This window comes from Citrobacter sp. Cpo045 (genome assembly GCF_030332875.1).
GTDB classification, from domain to species: domain Bacteria; phylum Pseudomonadota; class Gammaproteobacteria; order Enterobacterales; family Enterobacteriaceae; genus Citrobacter; species Citrobacter portucalensis.
The window spans coordinates 585,856-603,362 of sequence record NZ_JAOWGZ010000107.1 but is presented as its reverse complement, the minus strand read 5'-3'; the positions used below and the strand labels follow the sequence as shown (position 1 = coordinate 603,362).

Here is a 17,507-nt window from a genome sequence, read left to right as displayed (position 1 = left end):
ACATAAACATTCTTCGCTTTTGCGTTGCTTACACTATTTTCAGAGACTTTCCAGGAGTCAACAATGTCTTTGTTTGATGATATTGTCACAAGGGATGTTAATTGTCGTAAATACGGGCAATTACAACAGATGTACGGTACCACCGATGTATTACCGCTGTGGATTGCAGATATGGATTTTGCGACACCAGAGCCAATCATGAGCACGCTGCGTTCGGTGGTGTCGCAGCCTGTGCAAGGCTATAACCTGGATTATCCACAATGGAAAGAATCTGTTATTCATTGGTATGCACAACAGTATGATGCCGATATCAAGGCACACTGGTTACATTTTATTCCCGGTGTTATAAAAACTATCGTACTCTCTTTAATGGCGCTTACCCGTCCAGGCGATAATATTTTAACCTGTACGCCAATCTATGATCCCTATCCTAATCTGGTAAACACCAGCGGTAGGAATTTGATTCAGACGCGCCTCATTGAGAAAAACGGGCACTATGAATTTGACTGGCATGATTTCAGAGAGAAACTCAAGCAGTGCAAAATGTTTTTGTTCCCTTCACCGCATAATCCAGGTGGAATGGTGTGGTCGCGGGAAACGTTGGAAAAAATAAGCCACTATTGCCAGCAGGCTGGCGTCATCATTCTGTCTGATGAAGTGCATAGTGATTTAACCCTGCCAGGAAAGCGCCATTTGCCGTTTTTTACTGTTGATGAAGCACCAGATAGTCGGTCAATCGTGCTTACTTCCATCAGCAAGACCTTCAATACGGCTGCGATCCAGGGCGGAATCGCCATTATTAAGAATGATGAATTACGCCATCAGTTCTACCACTTTCTGGATAACTGCTACCTTGCCGAGACGCATTCATTGCAGCAGGCGGCCATTTATAGCGCTTTTACCCATTGTGCCGACTGGCACCAGAGACTATTGGCCTATCTGGCCGACAATGTAGCGTTTGTAAAAAGTGAAATCGAAAAGCACTGTCCTTTGATCTCAATAGTGTATGGCGGCGCGTCGTATCTGTTATTTCTGAATGCGGAAAAAATGGATCTCAGCGATGAGCAGCTAAGCGCTTTTTTTGTGCATGACGCCAGGCTTGGCCTGTCACCTGGGGCGCAATACGGTCCTGGTGGAGAGGGGCACATGAGACTCAACGTTGGCTGCCCCCGCCCGGTACTGGTAGACGCGATGAACAGGCTAAAAGCGGCATACCAGAAATGGCAGAACGCATAGCGTACATCACACGATTTGCCCTGCCACGGTGGGGCAAAATTATCCAAAGATGTTGCTGAACTGCTATAAAGTCTTTCCCTTCTGTCGGCTGGTGTTAAACTGGAAAGTGTGATCTTCATCATAACCTGCTTAAACAGAGACAAGAGACACTGCTATGCAACATATCATCGAGGGCTTCCTCAACTTCCAAAAAGAGATTTTCCCTCAACGCAAGGAACTCTTCCGCAGCCTGGCATCCAGCCAGAATCCTAAGGCACTTTTCATCTCCTGTTCCGATAGCCGCCTGGTTCCAGAACTCGTTACTCAGCAAGATCCAGGACAGCTTTTCGTTATCCGCAACGCCGGTAATATCGTACCGTCATTTGGTCCGGAACCAGGTGGTGTATCCGCAACCATCGAATACGCGGTTGTCGCACTTGGCGTAACGGATATCGTCATCTGCGGTCACTCCAATTGTGGCGCGATGAAAGCCATTGCCGATAGCCAGCCCCTGGATCCGATGCCCGCTGTCGCTCACTGGCTGCACTATGCCGATGCCGCGAAAGCCGTGGTCGATAAAAAAACCTGGGATAACCCAATCGATAAAGTTAACGCCATGGTGGAAGAGAACGTTATCGCACAGCTTAACAACATTAAAACGCATCCTTGTGTCGCGGTTGGGCTGCGCAATAATGCGCTTCGTCTGCACGGTTGGGTGTATGACATCGAAAGCGGTGAAATCCGTACCCTGGATAAAAACAGCAAAACCTACGTTTCCCTTGCAGATAACCCGCAGGTGCATTTCGAGTAATTCCCCCACTGGAGCAAGGATGCTCTGGACATCTCCTCTCCCTATTTCTGTTAGTGGACAAAAAACGGGCTCGCGACTAGTTTTAAAGTAGCCACTGGTGTTCCACATCGGTTTTCGCACATTTATACAACATTGCGGCAGGCTCATTCACTGAGTCGCAAACAGCTGTTCATACATGGTGCAGGCGATAAAAAGGAGCCGGTACGAATGCAAGCAAAAATAAAAAAAATAATAAATATGATATTTTATCATGAGTCGTGGGATATCATGCTTATTAAGGATAATGGTACACACTTATTCCCCGACAACACTCTGGAGATATTAAGCAATTCCACTGCGCAGCAGTTAAAAAAGAAATATACATTTCAGGCCGATCCTTTTCTGATTGAAAAAGACGATAAACTGTATGTTTTCTATGAAGCTTTTAGCTTTCGTAACTCAAAAGGCACGCTACGATGTCGCGTTCTTGACCGTGATCTGGTTGAACTTGAAGATATTAGGCTTGAAGGCTTTGACGACTTAAAGTGTCATTTGTCTTTCCCTTATCTGATACATATCAACGATCAACTGTTCATGATCCCCGAGTCTTCAGAAAGAAAAGAGGTAATACTGTTTCAGTCAATTGAGTTCCCTGCACGCTGGAAGCAAGTTAAAGTTTTAATCTCTGATACCAAATTAACCGACAACGTATTTATCTCAATTAATGAAACCTGTTATCTGTTGTCCACCACGATGGATAACGAAATAATTATTCATTCGACAGATCATATTTATGGACAATGGCAGCGGATTACCCCGGCGTTGAAGGTGAGCAATCCTCATCATCGGGGAGCGGGTGCCCCTTATCATGTTGATAACAAAATATACTTCCTTACTCAGGAATGCACGCCGGAAACTTATGGTAAATCAATCTATATCAAAGAATTAGTGACACTGAACGACGCTAATTTTGCTGAAACTCTGATCGAACAAATCAATTCGTCGATCAACCACAGTGACGGCGTCCACACGCTGAACTTCTCAAATAACTATATTGTTTATGATACAAAAGTTAATAAGTTCAGTCTGTTGGCAATCTTTAAAAAAATAGCATATAAATGTATGATAAAATACAGAAACACTTACCTTACCCGGCAAAATAACTGATTCACTGGATTCTCGGGTGGCATTGGTAGAAAATCGTTCGGGTTTATAGCATTTTTCTGGAGTCTGTATGGCAATTCTTGTCACTGGTGGTGCAGGTTATATTGGTTCACATACTGTGTTAACGCTACTGGAAAGAGGCGATGATGTCGTAGTCATCGATAATCTGGCGAACGCCAGCAGAATCTCGCTGGACAGGGTCGCGGAACTCACCGGAAGAGAGCCCATTGTCTATATCGCCGATGTTCTCGACAGGCAGGCATTAAAAAACATTTTCGCCGACCATAACATCACCGATGTCATTCATTTTGCGGGACTCAAATCGGTTTCAGAGTCGATAAAAGAGCCCCTCGCCTACTATGAAAACAACGTCACCGGTACGCTGGTTTTGCTGGATGAAATGCTGGCTGCAGGCGTTAATCGTTTCATTTTTAGCTCATCTGCCACGGTATATGGTAATCCAGAAAGCGTGCCGCTGAGCGAGCAATCACCTACGGGCGGCACCACTAATCCGTACGGCACCTCTAAGTTGATGGTCGAACAAATTCTGGCCGATTTCTCACGTGCACAACCCGATTTTCGCATTACCTGCCTGCGCTATTTCAACCCGGTTGGCGCCCATCCATCGGGTCGGATTGGTGAAGATCCTAACGGTATCCCTAATAACCTGGTTCCGTATATCTCCCAGGTCGCGATTGGTAAGCTGGAAACCGTGTCGGTGTACGGTAATGATTATCCAACCCCTGATGGTACCGGTGTGCGTGATTATATTCACGTCATGGATCTGGCGACCGGTCATTTAGCCGCGCTGGATTGCCAGAACAAAGGCGCGGCTTACAAAGTGATTAATCTCGGTACCGGTGTTGGTTATTCCGTGATTAATCTGATTGAGGCGTTTGAAAAAGCGGCGCAGACAAAAATAAACTATCAGTTTGTCGCCAGAAGACCCGGAGATATTGCCGAATGTTGGTCTGACCCATCGCTGGCATACAAAGAGCTAGGTTGGAAGGCCATCTACAACCTTGATGAAATGATGCGTGACACCTGGAACTGGCAAAAAAATAACCCGAATGGGTATCAAATTTAATGTTCTCAGCAGCGAGCCTGACCGTCAGGCTCGCTGCTGTATCTGACTAGCGTACCGTTATTGTTGACACCCGGTACCAGCCGCTGCTCTGTTTCCCTTCATTGGCAAAGTTAATTCTCGCCGCACCCGACTTATCCAGCATCGCAACCTCAATCGCGTATTGCCCTTTCGCCAGTCGCCCAGGCATAGATAACGCATAACTGACCTGATACTTACCGGGGAGCCAGCGGCGAATATCCTCCGCGGAATTCCCCTGTGCCACCACCTTATTGGCGCTGTCTACGACCCGGAATGCCAGTATGTAAGGCAGATAAATCGGTGCGATACCCTCATTGTACCAGGTACTGTTCAATATCAGCGTTTTCCCGCTGACCCACACGGACTCATGACTCAGGGACGCAAGGCGAAATCGATAGCCCAATTTGGTCAGCGCATTGTCGACAATCGGTCGATAGTCGCTGGGTATCGTTCTCGATTTCAGGTTAATGGTACTGGCGTGCTGCTTGACCGCCCAGTCAAAAATCCCCTGCACTTCAGAACGTGTATAGTGAAAGGTGTTCTTCCAGTCCTGCATATACGAGCAGATCTCCAGACTCACCGGCGCACGTTTCCAGACGTCGTTGAACCCTGAATAACTCTGCTGCGCAGCCAGCAATCGCTGCGGGTAATCATCAGCCATATGGTTCCAGGTGTCCGAAAATACGCGCAGATCCCCCCAACAGTCCGCACGCCACCCAGCCCCACGCGCCACCGCATTCGCCAGACTTTGACCGCCGCTTATCAACATTATTTTTGGTGTCACCGGGAAAGCAGAAAAGTGCATCGCGACGTAGCGATCCAGTTGCGCCGTGGTGTATCGCTCCAGTAATGGCTTCAGGTTCGGGAAGTTGCTGTTATGCCATTCTCCCCACGATCCCACCATGCCAATATCAACAAACGCGAGATTCTCATTACCATCGTAGCGCTTACCAAATGCGTTCAACAGACGCTGGCTGTATTCAATAAACAGAGGATCGTCTAAATCCGGGGCAAATGTCTTTTTATCCGGCGTCCAGGTTCCTTTCACGCCTTTTTTAATCAGCCAGTCAGGTATTTGCGAACCGCTTTCCGGCTCTGCCAGAGCCATAAATCGTAGCCCGACATTCATCGCAGGGCGATGTGCCGCCGCGTATTTGAAGGCATCATCCACCAACGCAAAATTGTACTGGCCTTCGACTGGCTCCAGGTCCCGCCAGTAAAAACGCTCGTATTCAAATCCGGTATTGGGATAGTCCGCCAGCCCCAGCGTTTCACCGTATCCCTGATGAAAACTTGCCACGCCAATCCCCGGATTGGTTAACGGGCCCGTCAATGCTTTGGGGGTAACGGTCGTCAATGCGGCCATAACCGTCAGCGGGAAAAACATGCACAACAACGCAGAAACCCATTTACGCTTCATCGCAATGACGTCCTCCACCAATTTGTTAACGCTAGCGGTCTTTCAGGCTTAACCACCAGTCCCAGATACCTACGTGAAAATTTTGGAACACATCAATACCTAACGCGGATTTGATCATATACAGCGTCAGCAATATGCAGCAGGTGACGAATAGCACGGCAATCAGCAGCAAAAAAGTGAGCAACATTCTCGACAGGGTTGATTCCTGGCGATGCTGGCGGCGTAAATCTCTGCCAAACAAAAAAACCAGATAATAACGCTTACTGAAAAAAGGAAAGCTTCTGCGAATATCGATCTGATGCCGCGAAGTCAGGGTTGTAGCAAGGAGCGCTTTTTCCACCCCTTCTTTTTGTTCAGGGGTCAATTCCTCCGCTATCCGCTCATCAAGGTGAGCGTAAAACCGTTCGATGGCAGGAGGACGATTTTGAGGACTGGTCAAAATTAACCTATATCTTTATCAATGGAGTGGTAGACGTTAACCGTCTTTTTGGCGATTTCATGCCAATTGTAGTTTTGCAAATATACACCATAGTCCACGCTATTTGCTGTTGCCCCTTGGCCTAATTTTTCAGCCAGACCGGTTACATCTCCCACCTTAAAATAGGCCTCGGCGGGCAGTTGAACTTCAAGGTTAGCCGGAATATCACTGACGACGGCCGGAAGAGAAAATGACATTGCCTCCAGCAGCGCAATGGGCAATCCTTCATGGTATGAGGGCATCACAAACATTTTAGCCTGCGAAAACACCGCCTGAAGTTCGTCACCACGTAAAAAACCAGTCATCACAACACCTGGCGTGTCGGCGGCAAGCTTTTTGAGGCGCACGCTGTATTCGGTCGGATGATCCGCATCGCCAATTAACACTAACGGCATGGTCAAACCACTGTGTTGATAAGCGGCGATGGCATCATGCATCCCTTTTTCTTCCACAAACCGTCCAACCACCACGAGGTAGTTTTTCGGCTGCAGCCCAAAGCGGGAGAGCGTATTGTCGATGGTGAGCTGTGATAATAACCGCGGCTCGTTCACGCCATTGTGAATTAAATGCGCATCATAGCGACCGTGTTTTTTCTGGATCAGTTGATTAATAACGTCAGAAATCACAATCACCTCGTTGGCATATCTGACCGCCCAACGCTCACCCAGCAACAATATTTTTTTGGCTACAAATCCCCATTTCTGGCGATCGTAATCGGGCCCGTGGTGGGTAAAAACCACCTTCTTACCCATCACGCGTAAGAGTGGGATCACAAGGCCAGGGCCGATAGCATGGACATGCACAATATCTGAATGGTCGATACGTGTCCTAAACGCCGCTATAACGGAATGGACAATAGCTTCCAGCGAGCGCTTTTTGGGTGCCCACAGCGCGTAGGTTTCGACTTTCTTATATACCGATCGTTTGTAATTTACATATGGCGAGCGAGCAATCACGCAAATATCCACGTCGAACTGCTGTTTAATGGCAGGATAAAGATTCTGACAGTGTGTCTCCACACCGCCCAATACATCGGGAATACCACGCGTTCCAAAAACCGTTATTTTTTTACTCATACTATGGCCTGCTCAGCAGTTCTTTATACAGCGCCTGGAGGGTATCCATATGTTTACTCAGCGCATATTTTTCACTCAACCGCGCACGACCAAGTAAGCCCATGACCCGCGCTTTCTCTGGCGAGTCGGCCAGGGCATCCATCGCATTGGCTAACTCCTGCGCATTGCCCGGTTCGAATAAAATCCCTTCGATACCGTCACGAATTTGTTCGGGGATGCCGCCAATGCGCGACCCGATAACCGGCTTGCCTAAGGACATCGCCTCTAATATCGCCATTGAACAGTTTTCATAGCATTCTGAAGGCAGGATCACCGCTCGCGCATGCTTAATAAGCTTATCGAGCGCTTCCCCTTGTTGCACATAACCTAAAAACTCAACGTCCGGATATTTGGCGGCTAATTCATCATGCAACGGACCGTGCCCCACAACTTTCAGCGGCGCGCTGTTCTGCATTTTTTTATGCGCTGCCAACAACGTTGCCACGCCCTTTTCACGGCTCAGACGACCGAAGTACAGCATATAGCCCTCATCGCTCACTTCAGCCAGGGGACGGCTGTCATCAACGCCATTGACGATGACATCAATGCGCGAATTTGGCAGCGTGCGCAGCAAGACACCGCGTAAAAAAACGCTTGGTGAAACAATCACATCCAGTGCCTGATAGTTTTGTGCAATGTACTGCCAGGTTGCCTCCAGGGAGAGCAGTAAACTTTTTGAGGCTGAACCTTCCTGACAACGATACCTGAAGGCATTGAAAACCGTTCCGGTGATACAGGAATCACACACCTTGCCGTCGCGCAGCATGGAATACGCAGGGCACACAATCTTATAGTCATGCGCAGTCAGCACCGTTTTGCAGCCAAAATTGCGCGCAACTTTAATCAACGCTGGTGTTAACTGATGGTAGATGTTGTGAAAGTGGACGATATCCGGGCGCTCTTTTTCTAATAGCGCCAGCATTTTTTTGCAGGCCTGCGAATTATGAATAAAGTTAACCGCCGTTTTGAGCCCACCCAGCAGATTGCTCGCTTTGTGGTAGTCCACATTGCTGACGAAATAATCCGCATAGTCTGAAGGAAAATTTTTCTCATGCTGCATCGAGAAATCAATAACCTGCACACCAGCCTGTTTCAGCATATCGCGCTCTTGAAAATAAACCGTTTCCGCGCCGCCTTTAATGAAAAAAAACTTATTCACTAATAAAACTTTCATTGCGCCAGCCTTAGTTATTCATGAATGATTTTACTGTCAGGCGGAGTCAACGGATCGCGTACTGGTTTAGTCAAGCCTTTAACCAGCCCGGCTGAAAGCACGGCCAGGTTCATTACGCTCTGCAATCCGTTCAATAACGATCGATTCTGCACGGTTTTCAGGACAATAAACGCAAGCAACGGCAAAAAGGCAATGTCGAAAAGTTCGAGATTGAAGGTCACCGCCGCAATGAACAAAGCAATCAGATAAACAGAAAAAATCGCTTCGTTCCTGACCATTTTTAACGCTTTGCCGAAATAAGGTTTTCCCCAGGCACAACGTAAAAGCTCGCCCGGAGCCTGATAGTATCCGCTTTTCCAGCGGTGCTTGAGCATCTGAAAGGTCGGCATAGTATGGGAAGTATGAATAAAATACGGAATATTCAGACGACGCAGTTTATAACCCGCATCGCGCAAACGCAGGCCCAGTTCGGCTTCTTCATAAGCATGCAAATTACGGTTGGTAAGATAACCAATTTTTTCAATTGCAGATCGGCGATATAACCCGCCACCGCCTAAATGGTCACTATCCCCGAGCGGATAAATTTTATTAATACGCTGCTTACGCGATTTAAATTCATAGTTAACAGCATCGTCCATTTCAACGGTTCCCGCGACGCCTGCATATTCCGGTTCGGCCTGCAAAAACGCGACGGCCTGATCCACAAAGCCCTCTTCCAGCTCCATGTCGCCGTCCATCAGTAGCAGATATTCCCCTTCACTATACAGATAACCTAACTGATGCCCGACGCCGCAGCAGCGATCGTCTGGGTTAGTTAAGGACACCACGGTCGCCCCTTTATCGATAGCAAGCTGTTGGGTGTTATCCGTTGACAGACTATCTGCCACTATAATTTTATGCGGATAATCAACAAGCTGCCGGCGAATACTGTCGATCGTTTTCTCAATACATTCAGATTCATTGAGTGTTTTAATACTCACTGAAATAAACGGTTTTTGGTCCATACAATTACCCTACACAGCGAAGGACGGTTCGACGAATCACTAAACTTGATCCTAGTGATAAATAGAACAGGAATTGTAACATCGGTGTAATCATCAGTATCTGGCTGTAAGGTAAGCTAATTAAGCAACTGATAGCAAAAGCGTTAAACGCCGGTGCAAAGCTCAATAACTGGAGATCCTGCTGGTCCAGTTGTTCAAGCGTCAGTAATGGCTTTGGCTGACAAACTTTCAGGATATAAATGAATAAGCTAATAAAGAGTAACGTGCCGATCACCCCAACTTCCCACAGCAGCATACTCAGGGAAGTCGAGTCGAGAATTAAGTTGTAGATAATATTCAAAAAGCCCGGCGACACCGTACTACCACTGTTAGTTGCATTGAGTCCATAGCCAAATAACGTTCCTGAAAGCCCCCACAGATCGTTATTTTTCAACCAGAACAGGAACGTCGTAAAGCGCCCTAATTCACCGGTAGACATAATATAGTTCGGATCAAAGATATAGCTTAAGGAGTCGATAAAAATACTTAACGAGCTTTTCGACGGATCGCCGCCGAACGCCGTAGAATAATAGTACGCGAGGATCACAATCGACAGGCTAATAAGCAACAGCATTCCCGCCACAATAACCAACAACGTCTTCAGATTGACCTTACTAACGTCTTTGACGTAGCTCGGTGAAAGCCACACCCACGCCAGGAATATAGGCGATAGCAGGATGACAAACTTCACTTCACCAATGATGCATAACCCGATACCGAGAACAATATGCAGCGCCATGGACTTGAACGTGGTGAGCCCATGCTTATATTCGGAGACTTTTAACAACATAATTAACAGGCAAAACAAACCCATTGCGGCAGTATTCCCGCCTCCCATAGGGTCACCGCCAAATGTGCCAACCACGGAGTCCCATTTCTCATCTTCGCCGCGCACCGCAACGCGCTGGGGAACAACCAGTAAAACCTGATATATCATTACCGGAATCTGTGCGTAAAACACCCAATACAGATAGCGCGTTGCGCGGTAAATCTGTGATTCCCGGCAAAAGCCCAGCAGCAAACAGATCATCACCAGCGACAGCGCAATTTCGTTTTTAAATGCCACAATCGCGACGGTGATCCCGCCCTGAATCAGCGTCGATGCTCCAGCCAGCACCAGAAACGAAAAGTACAACGCCAGGACAATCGTCTCCTGGGCATCCAAATGTAAGGAGCCATCACGCGTCTGCATCACCAATAATCCCACCATCAATAAGGTGAGGAAAAAAGGTATCCACAGCACTGACTGCATGCCGGTAAAGTATTGCACCAGGCCACACAGGATCAGCGTGACAAAGGTATAAACCTGTAAATAGTATCCGGTATTCAGCGTCATAGTATCACCGGCTTGTCTTTCAGGAGATTGGCCCGCTTATTCATTTTCAGATAAATGAAGGCGTAGCGAATAAATGTCAGTGAAGAAAACAAGATGACCGACGTTGCATAATCTTTATAAAAATAGGGCGTCACAACAAAAGCGAAGAGTACAATCGCCAGCTGTTCCAGTTGGATACGCAGAAAATAGCGATGGGAACCAAAAATAAGCTCTATCACCGTCAGAGGGCTTATCGCCAGCGCCGGGAATAAATAGGGCAACATGTAGCGTGACGTCTCAATGGAGTTTATCCAGTCTTCGCTAAAGCCGAGGCGCATCACAATCGGATAGAAAATAAAAACCCCAAGGGTACAGATAACCCCTAGTACCAGCAATAGCATACGTACCCTGGTATACTCCTGATAGTTGAAGGTATTATTTCTGAAGTCGATAGACCATTTAGAAAAAATAGTATTGCGCACCGCATTCCCGATGATCACCACCGGCGCCAGGCAAAAGCGGCTAACCACGGAAAAATAACCCGCCGTCAGCGCCGAGAACCAAAAGTTAATCAGCATAATAGGCAAATTGCTGCTGGCCATCGCCAGCACTTCCGCGCTGCCCACTTTGGTAATGTGATGAATATTCTGTTTGAAAAAATGCCAATTACTGGCGGGTCGCAGATGTCTGGCTGCCACCGAACGAATATCAAACGAATGCAAAATACAGCTTATGGTCAGCACCATCGTCGCGCAGGCCCACGACCAATAAAACAGCTGTACATGGTGCGTAAGAAGGACGGAAAGTACAACGACCACAGAAACAGAAATGCGCTGGAAGATCAGAAAACGAAAGTTAGCCGTGCGTAGCGACAGGTTTTCCGAGATTAAAACCCACGCCGTTGCCAGCGTCAGTAAATAGAGGAACAGAATGTTCTGGTGAAACAGCCACGCGGTCAGCACTGCGTACGGTAAGGCAATGATCGTGCTTTGTATTAAGCAAAACACGACATTCTGCACCAGTTCGTCATCCTGCTGTTTAGGAATTAACAGCTGTGATGCAAAGGTACACACCTGAGCGCCCACCACGGCGATGCTGTAGTTGAGCGCATAAAGCCCCACTTCAGCCATATCGTACTTGTGTGAAATCAACCAAATAGACAGTGCACCAATCAACTGCGAGATGACTGATGAACCGGCTATTGTGGAAGCGCTCTTCAGTAGACTCATACGCGGCCTGGCGTTGCCATCAGTTGATCGGTACTGAAGTTCAGTGAACGCAGACCCTCTTGCGTCTCAAGATCCTTTTCTTCAACTGCATTGAGCACCGCACCAATCACCACGCCGTTATTTTCCTCGATCTTATCCAGCGCGTTGGCGATTTGTCCCGCGGACCCCGCCCCGGCTTTCACAATGAAAACAACGCCATCGACGGCACGTTTGATCAGTTGAACATCCAGGCTCTGGTTCACGGCAGCAACATCAATAATGATGCGCTGATAATGCGATTTCAACTCGCGCATTAAGAGTTCAACATGCTCCGAAGACAGCATCAGTAAAGATGAGATGGTGTTCTTGCCGTGTGGAATAAAGTCGAGATTATCACTGAGTTTGATCCTCGCCTGTTCAAGCTCTGTCTCCCCGCGCAGCAGTTCCGCTAAGCCTGCGGATGTAGCTGACGCCAGCTCGGATGTGAGCCCACCAGTGTTAAAGAAATCTGCATCAATAAGCAGTGTTTTCTGGTCGAAACTAAAAGAGTTCGCTAACAGATTCGCCAACAAAGAACGCCCATCACCGTGCTCCGTCGACGCCACGGCGAGCGTCTGTAAAGGTCGATTATCCAGCATAATCCGGGTACGGATACCGTGCACAATATCGGCATTAAGCGGGTTCTTCATGATCATATCCCGCACCTGCGCGCGCCCTGAGGTTCCGCTAAAACGACGAATTTCACCCAACGGAACAACATTGAGCCGTTTTTTCATGCGACTAAGGGTACCGATTGAGTTATCCATTGCCGCTTTGACAATGAAATACATGATGCTGAACACCACCACCAGCATGACCACCATCAGCAACAATAAAGATTTATTCGGTTTCGCCGGTTTTAACGCGGGTACCGCAGGGTCGTATAACACCGCATCGGCATTCACGCCGGACAGCGACAGCTCCTGAGTACGTTGATAAAGCGATTTATACAGGTCTTCCATTTTATCTAACGACAGCTTTTGACTGTTCCAGGCATCCCGTTTTGACGCCATTTTCTGGAAGATCTCTTTCTGCTCAATCACTTGCTGTTGATAGTTTTTTTCGTCCGCCAGCGCCGCCAGATATTGCTGACGTAAACCGACTTTCAGCTCGCCCAACACTCGTCCGGTCTGGCTTTGGATCGACTGAACATCGGCCTCGGCTTTTAAAATAGCGGGATTTTTTGGCCCATAGACTTTACGCTGTTCGGACAACGTTCGTTGCGCCTGAATCAACGCAATGCGCAAATCCTGGATCTGAGCGTGGTTAGAGACCGAAGGCAGCGAGATAACGCTCTCAATGGACTTACCTCCCCCGTTCACCTCGTTATAGACGGATTCAGCGGCAACCCGACGCTGGGTCGCATCGGCCAGGCGATTAGTTACGATACTTAACTGCTCGGTTTCAAAACCATCGATACCGCGGAAGGTCAGCAGTCCGGCATTTTTCAGATAGCTGTCCATCTCGACTTTTTGCTTAGCTATCGACTTCTGAATCTCTTCCATTTTTTCAAAATTCAGTTCGCGAGCTTTCTCCACCTTCAGACGTTTCTGCTCCACCGTGTAGTTGATGAAAGCCTGCACGACGCCGTTGGCAATATCAGCCGCAACCTGAGGCGAAGTTGATTCATAGGTAATGGAAGCCAGGTTCGTCGTGCGAATACCGATGACATTCAGGTTTTTCGATAACGTTTTCAGCGCTTGCTCCATTCTCAGTTGTCGACTTTCATTGCTATCAGCCCCCTGAGCACCGGCTTTTTCCCCGGTAAACTCCGGGTTTTCATCCAGCTTCATATCACGTACGGCTTGCTCCAGCACAATACGTGAATGCATCAACGCATATTGTGTTTCGTAGTAACCACTGCGTGTTGAATCGAAACCATCAACCTGTGGAAACGGAGAAACGTTATCAGCCTGCGCCTTAATCAGCACCGTCGCCGTTGAAACATACTTTGAGGACATCATGCTGATTAACGGATACGCGACGACCCCGGCAACGATACCGGCCAGCGCGATTTTCCAGGCGTTCTTTTTCAGCTCTTTGGCAAAGCGGGAGAATTCGACACTGCTTTCTCGTTTTTTGCCGTTTTCCACTATTGATAGTTTCATCGTCAGAAGAACCCCATGCCAATAATCACGACATCCCCAGGATGAACAGAGTGCGTTAAATCGACATTCTCAAGCAGCTGATTGCTCCCTGACAGGCGAATGTTGATATCTTTTCGGTCAGCACGATCTGTAAATCCACCCGCCTGCGCAATAGATTTCTCGACGGTAAGCCCTGGCTCATAGGCGAAGCCATTTGGACTTTTTACCTCACCTGAAACATAGTATTTGCGGAACTCGGCAATACTCACCGTCACCATTGGAGATGTAAAATAATCTCCGGTCAGGCGTTGAGTTAATTCTTTAGTCACTTGATCAACGGTTTTATCTTGTAATTTAAGAGCACCAACAAACGGGAAATTAATTTCCCCGCTCTTATCCAAAATAAACCGCATCGTCATATCGGGTTGACCATGAACAGCGATATTGACCGTATCCCCCGCCCCAAGTCGGTAATCCTGCTGAACAGTAGCAGGATCGTCCATTAATCGCGGGCTGGACGCTGTGCATCCGACCAACAGGATACTGAATAGCAAAACCGCGCACAGTTCTATTATTTTCATTTTAGATCTGAACCTTAGCTTTAAGCATAATCATAGAATTATCATAACCCAACGTTCTAATGACTTCCTGATTGTCGTTGGGACCGATATAAAACGAGTCAGTATCCTTATTCGAATTTAATGTATCTATCTGATATTTAATCTCAAAATTAACCGACGGCGTGTAGTCATAGCTCATGGTGACGCTAAACACGCCATCTTTATCATGTCGATCCTTGTTCTGTTTTTTATAGTCTTCCGAAGTGAATGAGTAGTCCAATAAAGTAGAAAAACGAGTGCCTAACCAGAAATGCTGGTAAGAAAGGCCATACTGGGTCACTAAAATATATCCCCCAACTTCCGATGGGTCTTTAATGCTTTGCGCAGAGTGGGCCGTGAAAACAGACTGCTGTAACGGCTTCCACTCCGCTTTTATGTCCCAGTTTAGACCATTAAAATCATGCGAGTTTGCGTTGTTTTCAAATGTTTTATACAGCCATGAAATATTCATGTCGACATTGGTTTTCCCCGTCAACTGCGACTTCAGGCCATACAGTAAATAATACTCATTAGTGTCTTTATCTGAGTTGTTATCATAGCGACGCTGGTTAGTAATAAAGCTATAGCGAAAGCGCGTTCTGGATGAGTATTGGTCAAAAACTTCCGCTATCAGGCTATTTTCATGCCATTCCTGTTCCTGAATATAATTGTAGAAGTCCTCACTGCTGTCCCGAACATCAGAGGTGTTACCGAAAGTCAGTTTTTTGTATAACAACGCCAGTTCCGCTTTGCCGCGACCATCAGGCGCACCGTAGCTGTAGCGCAATTCACTATTGATAAAATTCGTCGTCAGCGGAGATTTAATCCCATACTGCTCAAACTGACTCGGTAGAAACCCCTCGGTGATGTCACGACCGCGGGATTCATGCCCAAGCGAATCCTCCAGATTGAGGGTTAAGCCATGCTTGAGCCCATACCGCCAGGCACCGTTAAAACGAAAAAAATGATCGTTGTAGTTATCAGCAGAATCGCTTGAGTAGTTACGATAATCCCCAGAGTACATCAGCAAATACTTATCCTGACCACGCTCTCCAATCATACTCAGAACGGGCGCCGCACTCTGAAACGAGGAACCGATAGCATCGCTGCTATGTGGCTGATAAGACACGTTATCATTATAACCATAGTCCACAGCGACCTTGCTCTGGAAGTCTATCCCCGCAAAGCCAATGTGTGATTTCGGCGTTAAATCAGCCCATGCGGACTGCGATATCACGATTCCGGTAATAACGAGTAATTTAGTATGCATTCTTACCGACAAATCCTTTGAAAATAGTTTTAATAATAATTTTTATATCCAGCCATAACGACCAGTTTTGAATGTACTCAATATCGTACTGAACCCTTTTTTCCATCTTATAAAGCGCATCGATCTCCCCGCGGAATCCGTTGATCTGCGCAAGCCCAGTGATCCCTGGCTTAACTTTATGGCGAATCATGTAATTTTCGACCTGTTTGCGGTACTGCTCATTATGCGTAACCGCATGAGGTCTGGGACCGACAATCGACATACTTCCCTGTAAAACGTTAATAAATTGCGGAAGTTCATCCAGCGAAGTGCGGCGCAAAAAGCTCCCGAATTTGGTTACCCGCGGATCGTTTTTAGTGGCCTGAATAACCGTATCGGAATTCTCCATGACGCGCATAGAACGAAACTTCCAGACCTTAATTTTTTGCCCACTCAAGCCATAGCGGTCCTGTTTGAAAAAAACCGGCCCACGGGACGTGAGTTTGATACCAATGGCAATCGCCAGCATCAGGGAGGAAATCATCACCATAATGATGCTGCCAAGAACCAAATCTTCCGCCCGCTTAATAAACGAGCCCGCCCCTTCGAACGGTGAACTAAAGATACCGATAGTTTGCAGATTGTGGATGGAGCGTAACTTGGACATGTTGTTACTGTAGGTATAAAAGTCAGGGACAATATAGGTATCTACGGTGGTGTCTGACATCATGGCCAAAAAGTGACGAATGCGATGTAAAGCAACCATCGGTAAAGCAATATAGATTTCGTCTATGTTTCCCTTCTTGGCTTCCTCGACCAGATTGATCACCGGACCACGAAAGGGGCTTTTAACCTTATCAACGACATCGCCACAGCGAGATAAGGCGCGCTCATCATAAAAGGCCAGATCTAATGTGATATTGGCGTATTCATTCATTAGCGCGGTTTCTGCGGCCAGACCATTGTCGGTCAGACCAATAATCGCCACACGGATACTCTTTTTCGTTGAATACTTAAAAATAAAAAAACGAATGTAGTAAAGAAAAGGTAATGGAATGAAGTACCAGTAAATAATGGCTGAATAAAAAGGGGAAGGCAGTCTGTCTAAGTAGCCCAGTGACTCAGGTTCAGCCACCGTCATACTGACCAGTTCGTTAAAAAAAATCGCCAGCAGCGTACAAAAAACCAAGCGCTTTTGATTACGTAAACCGATCGTCTTAATCTTTTGCTGGTACATTTTAATGTATTCAGCAAACAGCAAGAAAAAGATTGAGAAGAGAAGACTCAAAATGGCAATGGTGTTAAAGGGCACCAAACCCAGCAGATGGGCGCTAAAAATTAACGTCACATTGATAACAATGAAATCGACCAGTTTTAAAAAGACTGGATATCCTTGGCTGCTAATCTTTAGCGATTTTTTAAGCATATCTCAGCCCATTATTTATTGATCTTTAATTGTTTTTTTCTCATTTCATGTTGCTAATTATATCACAAGTCTAAAAAACG

General features: G+C 46.9%; 15 protein-coding genes. 4 read left to right on the top strand and 11 right to left on the bottom strand.

Annotated features, from left to right (window positions below; all coding sequences use genetic code 11):
• The first annotated feature begins 63 nt into the window (after positions 1–63).
• From OGY13_RS24700 to galE, 4 genes are all read left to right on the top strand, one after another.
• The gene (locus OGY13_RS24700; RefSeq protein ID WP_213752830.1) at positions 64–1,236 is read left to right on the top strand and encodes a MalY/PatB family protein; all 1,173 of its coding nucleotides are present in this window, start codon (positions 64–66) and stop codon (positions 1,234–1,236) included.
• A gap of 154 nt (positions 1,237–1,390) precedes the next feature.
• Positions 1,391–2,026 carry a carbonic anhydrase gene (locus tag OGY13_RS24695; RefSeq protein ID WP_003826059.1) on the top strand — a complete coding sequence of 212 codons (636 nt, stop codon included), beginning with the start codon at positions 1,391–1,393 and terminating at the stop codon, positions 2,024–2,026.
• 207 nt (positions 2,027–2,233) lie between these two features.
• Positions 2,234–3,172 carry a glucosamine inositolphosphorylceramide transferase family protein gene (locus OGY13_RS24690; RefSeq protein ID WP_213752829.1) on the top strand — a complete coding sequence of 313 codons (939 nt, stop codon included), beginning with the start codon at positions 2,234–2,236 and terminating at the stop codon, positions 3,170–3,172.
• 67 nt (positions 3,173–3,239) lie between these two features.
• On the top strand, positions 3,240–4,256 hold the full coding sequence (galE, locus tag OGY13_RS24685; protein WP_103285666.1) for a UDP-glucose 4-epimerase GalE: 1,017 nt from the start codon (positions 3,240–3,242) through the stop codon (positions 4,254–4,256).
• A 46-nt stretch (positions 4,257–4,302) separates the two neighbouring features.
• Here the strand turns inward: galE and OGY13_RS24680 are convergent, their stop codons facing one another.
• Genes OGY13_RS24680 through OGY13_RS24630 form a run of 11 tightly spaced genes read right to left on the bottom strand, consistent with a single transcriptional unit; the run spans position 4,303 to position 17,427 of the window.
• Entirely contained in the window at positions 4,303–5,694 is a 1,392-nt protein-coding gene (locus tag OGY13_RS24680; RefSeq protein ID WP_213752828.1) for a DUF4832 domain-containing protein, read from the bottom strand.
• A gap of 31 nt (positions 5,695–5,725) precedes the next feature.
• Entirely contained in the window at positions 5,726–6,133 is a 408-nt protein-coding gene (locus OGY13_RS24675; RefSeq protein WP_003826052.1) for a hypothetical protein, read from the bottom strand.
• 2 nt (positions 6,134–6,135) lie between these two features.
• The gene (locus OGY13_RS24670) at positions 6,136–7,248 is read right to left on the bottom strand and encodes a glycosyltransferase family 4 protein (protein WP_213752827.1); all 1,113 of its coding nucleotides are present in this window, start codon (positions 7,246–7,248) and stop codon (positions 6,136–6,138) included.
• Position 7,249: 1 nt separating this feature from the next.
• Positions 7,250–8,461, bottom strand: coding sequence for a glycosyltransferase family 4 protein (locus tag OGY13_RS24665; protein ID WP_213752826.1), 1,212 nt, complete (start codon positions 8,459–8,461; stop codon positions 7,250–7,252).
• Between the two features lie 14 nt (positions 8,462–8,475).
• Positions 8,476–9,465, bottom strand: a complete 990-nt coding sequence (locus OGY13_RS24660; RefSeq protein ID WP_079934238.1) for a glycosyltransferase family 2 protein — start codon at positions 9,463–9,465, stop codon at positions 8,476–8,478.
• A gap of 4 nt (positions 9,466–9,469) precedes the next feature.
• Positions 9,470–10,840, bottom strand: a complete 1,371-nt coding sequence (locus tag OGY13_RS24655; RefSeq protein ID WP_008785587.1) for a hypothetical protein — start codon at positions 10,838–10,840, stop codon at positions 9,470–9,472.
• Complete coding sequence (locus OGY13_RS24650; protein WP_149608164.1) at positions 10,837–12,048, bottom strand: lipopolysaccharide biosynthesis protein; 1,212 nt, start codon at positions 12,046–12,048, stop codon at positions 10,837–10,839. The genes OGY13_RS24655 and OGY13_RS24650 overlap by 4 nt, the downstream gene beginning before the upstream one ends.
• Complete coding sequence (locus OGY13_RS24645) at positions 12,045–14,174, bottom strand: GumC family protein (RefSeq protein ID WP_213752645.1); 2,130 nt, start codon at positions 14,172–14,174, stop codon at positions 12,045–12,047. The genes OGY13_RS24650 and OGY13_RS24645 overlap by 4 nt, the downstream gene beginning before the upstream one ends.
• A gap of 2 nt (positions 14,175–14,176) precedes the next feature.
• Complete coding sequence (locus OGY13_RS24640; RefSeq protein ID WP_003826038.1) at positions 14,177–14,734, bottom strand: polysaccharide biosynthesis/export family protein; 558 nt, start codon at positions 14,732–14,734, stop codon at positions 14,177–14,179.
• Position 14,735: 1 nt separating this feature from the next.
• Positions 14,736–16,022: an outer membrane beta-barrel protein gene (locus tag OGY13_RS24635; RefSeq protein WP_213752644.1), complete on the bottom strand. Its 1,287-nt coding sequence runs from the start codon at positions 16,020–16,022 to the stop codon at positions 14,736–14,738.
• Positions 16,012–17,427: an undecaprenyl-phosphate glucose phosphotransferase gene (locus OGY13_RS24630; protein WP_008785590.1), complete on the bottom strand. Its 1,416-nt coding sequence runs from the start codon at positions 17,425–17,427 to the stop codon at positions 16,012–16,014. The genes OGY13_RS24635 and OGY13_RS24630 overlap by 11 nt, the downstream gene beginning before the upstream one ends.
• Positions 17,428–17,507: the final 80 nt, after the last annotated feature.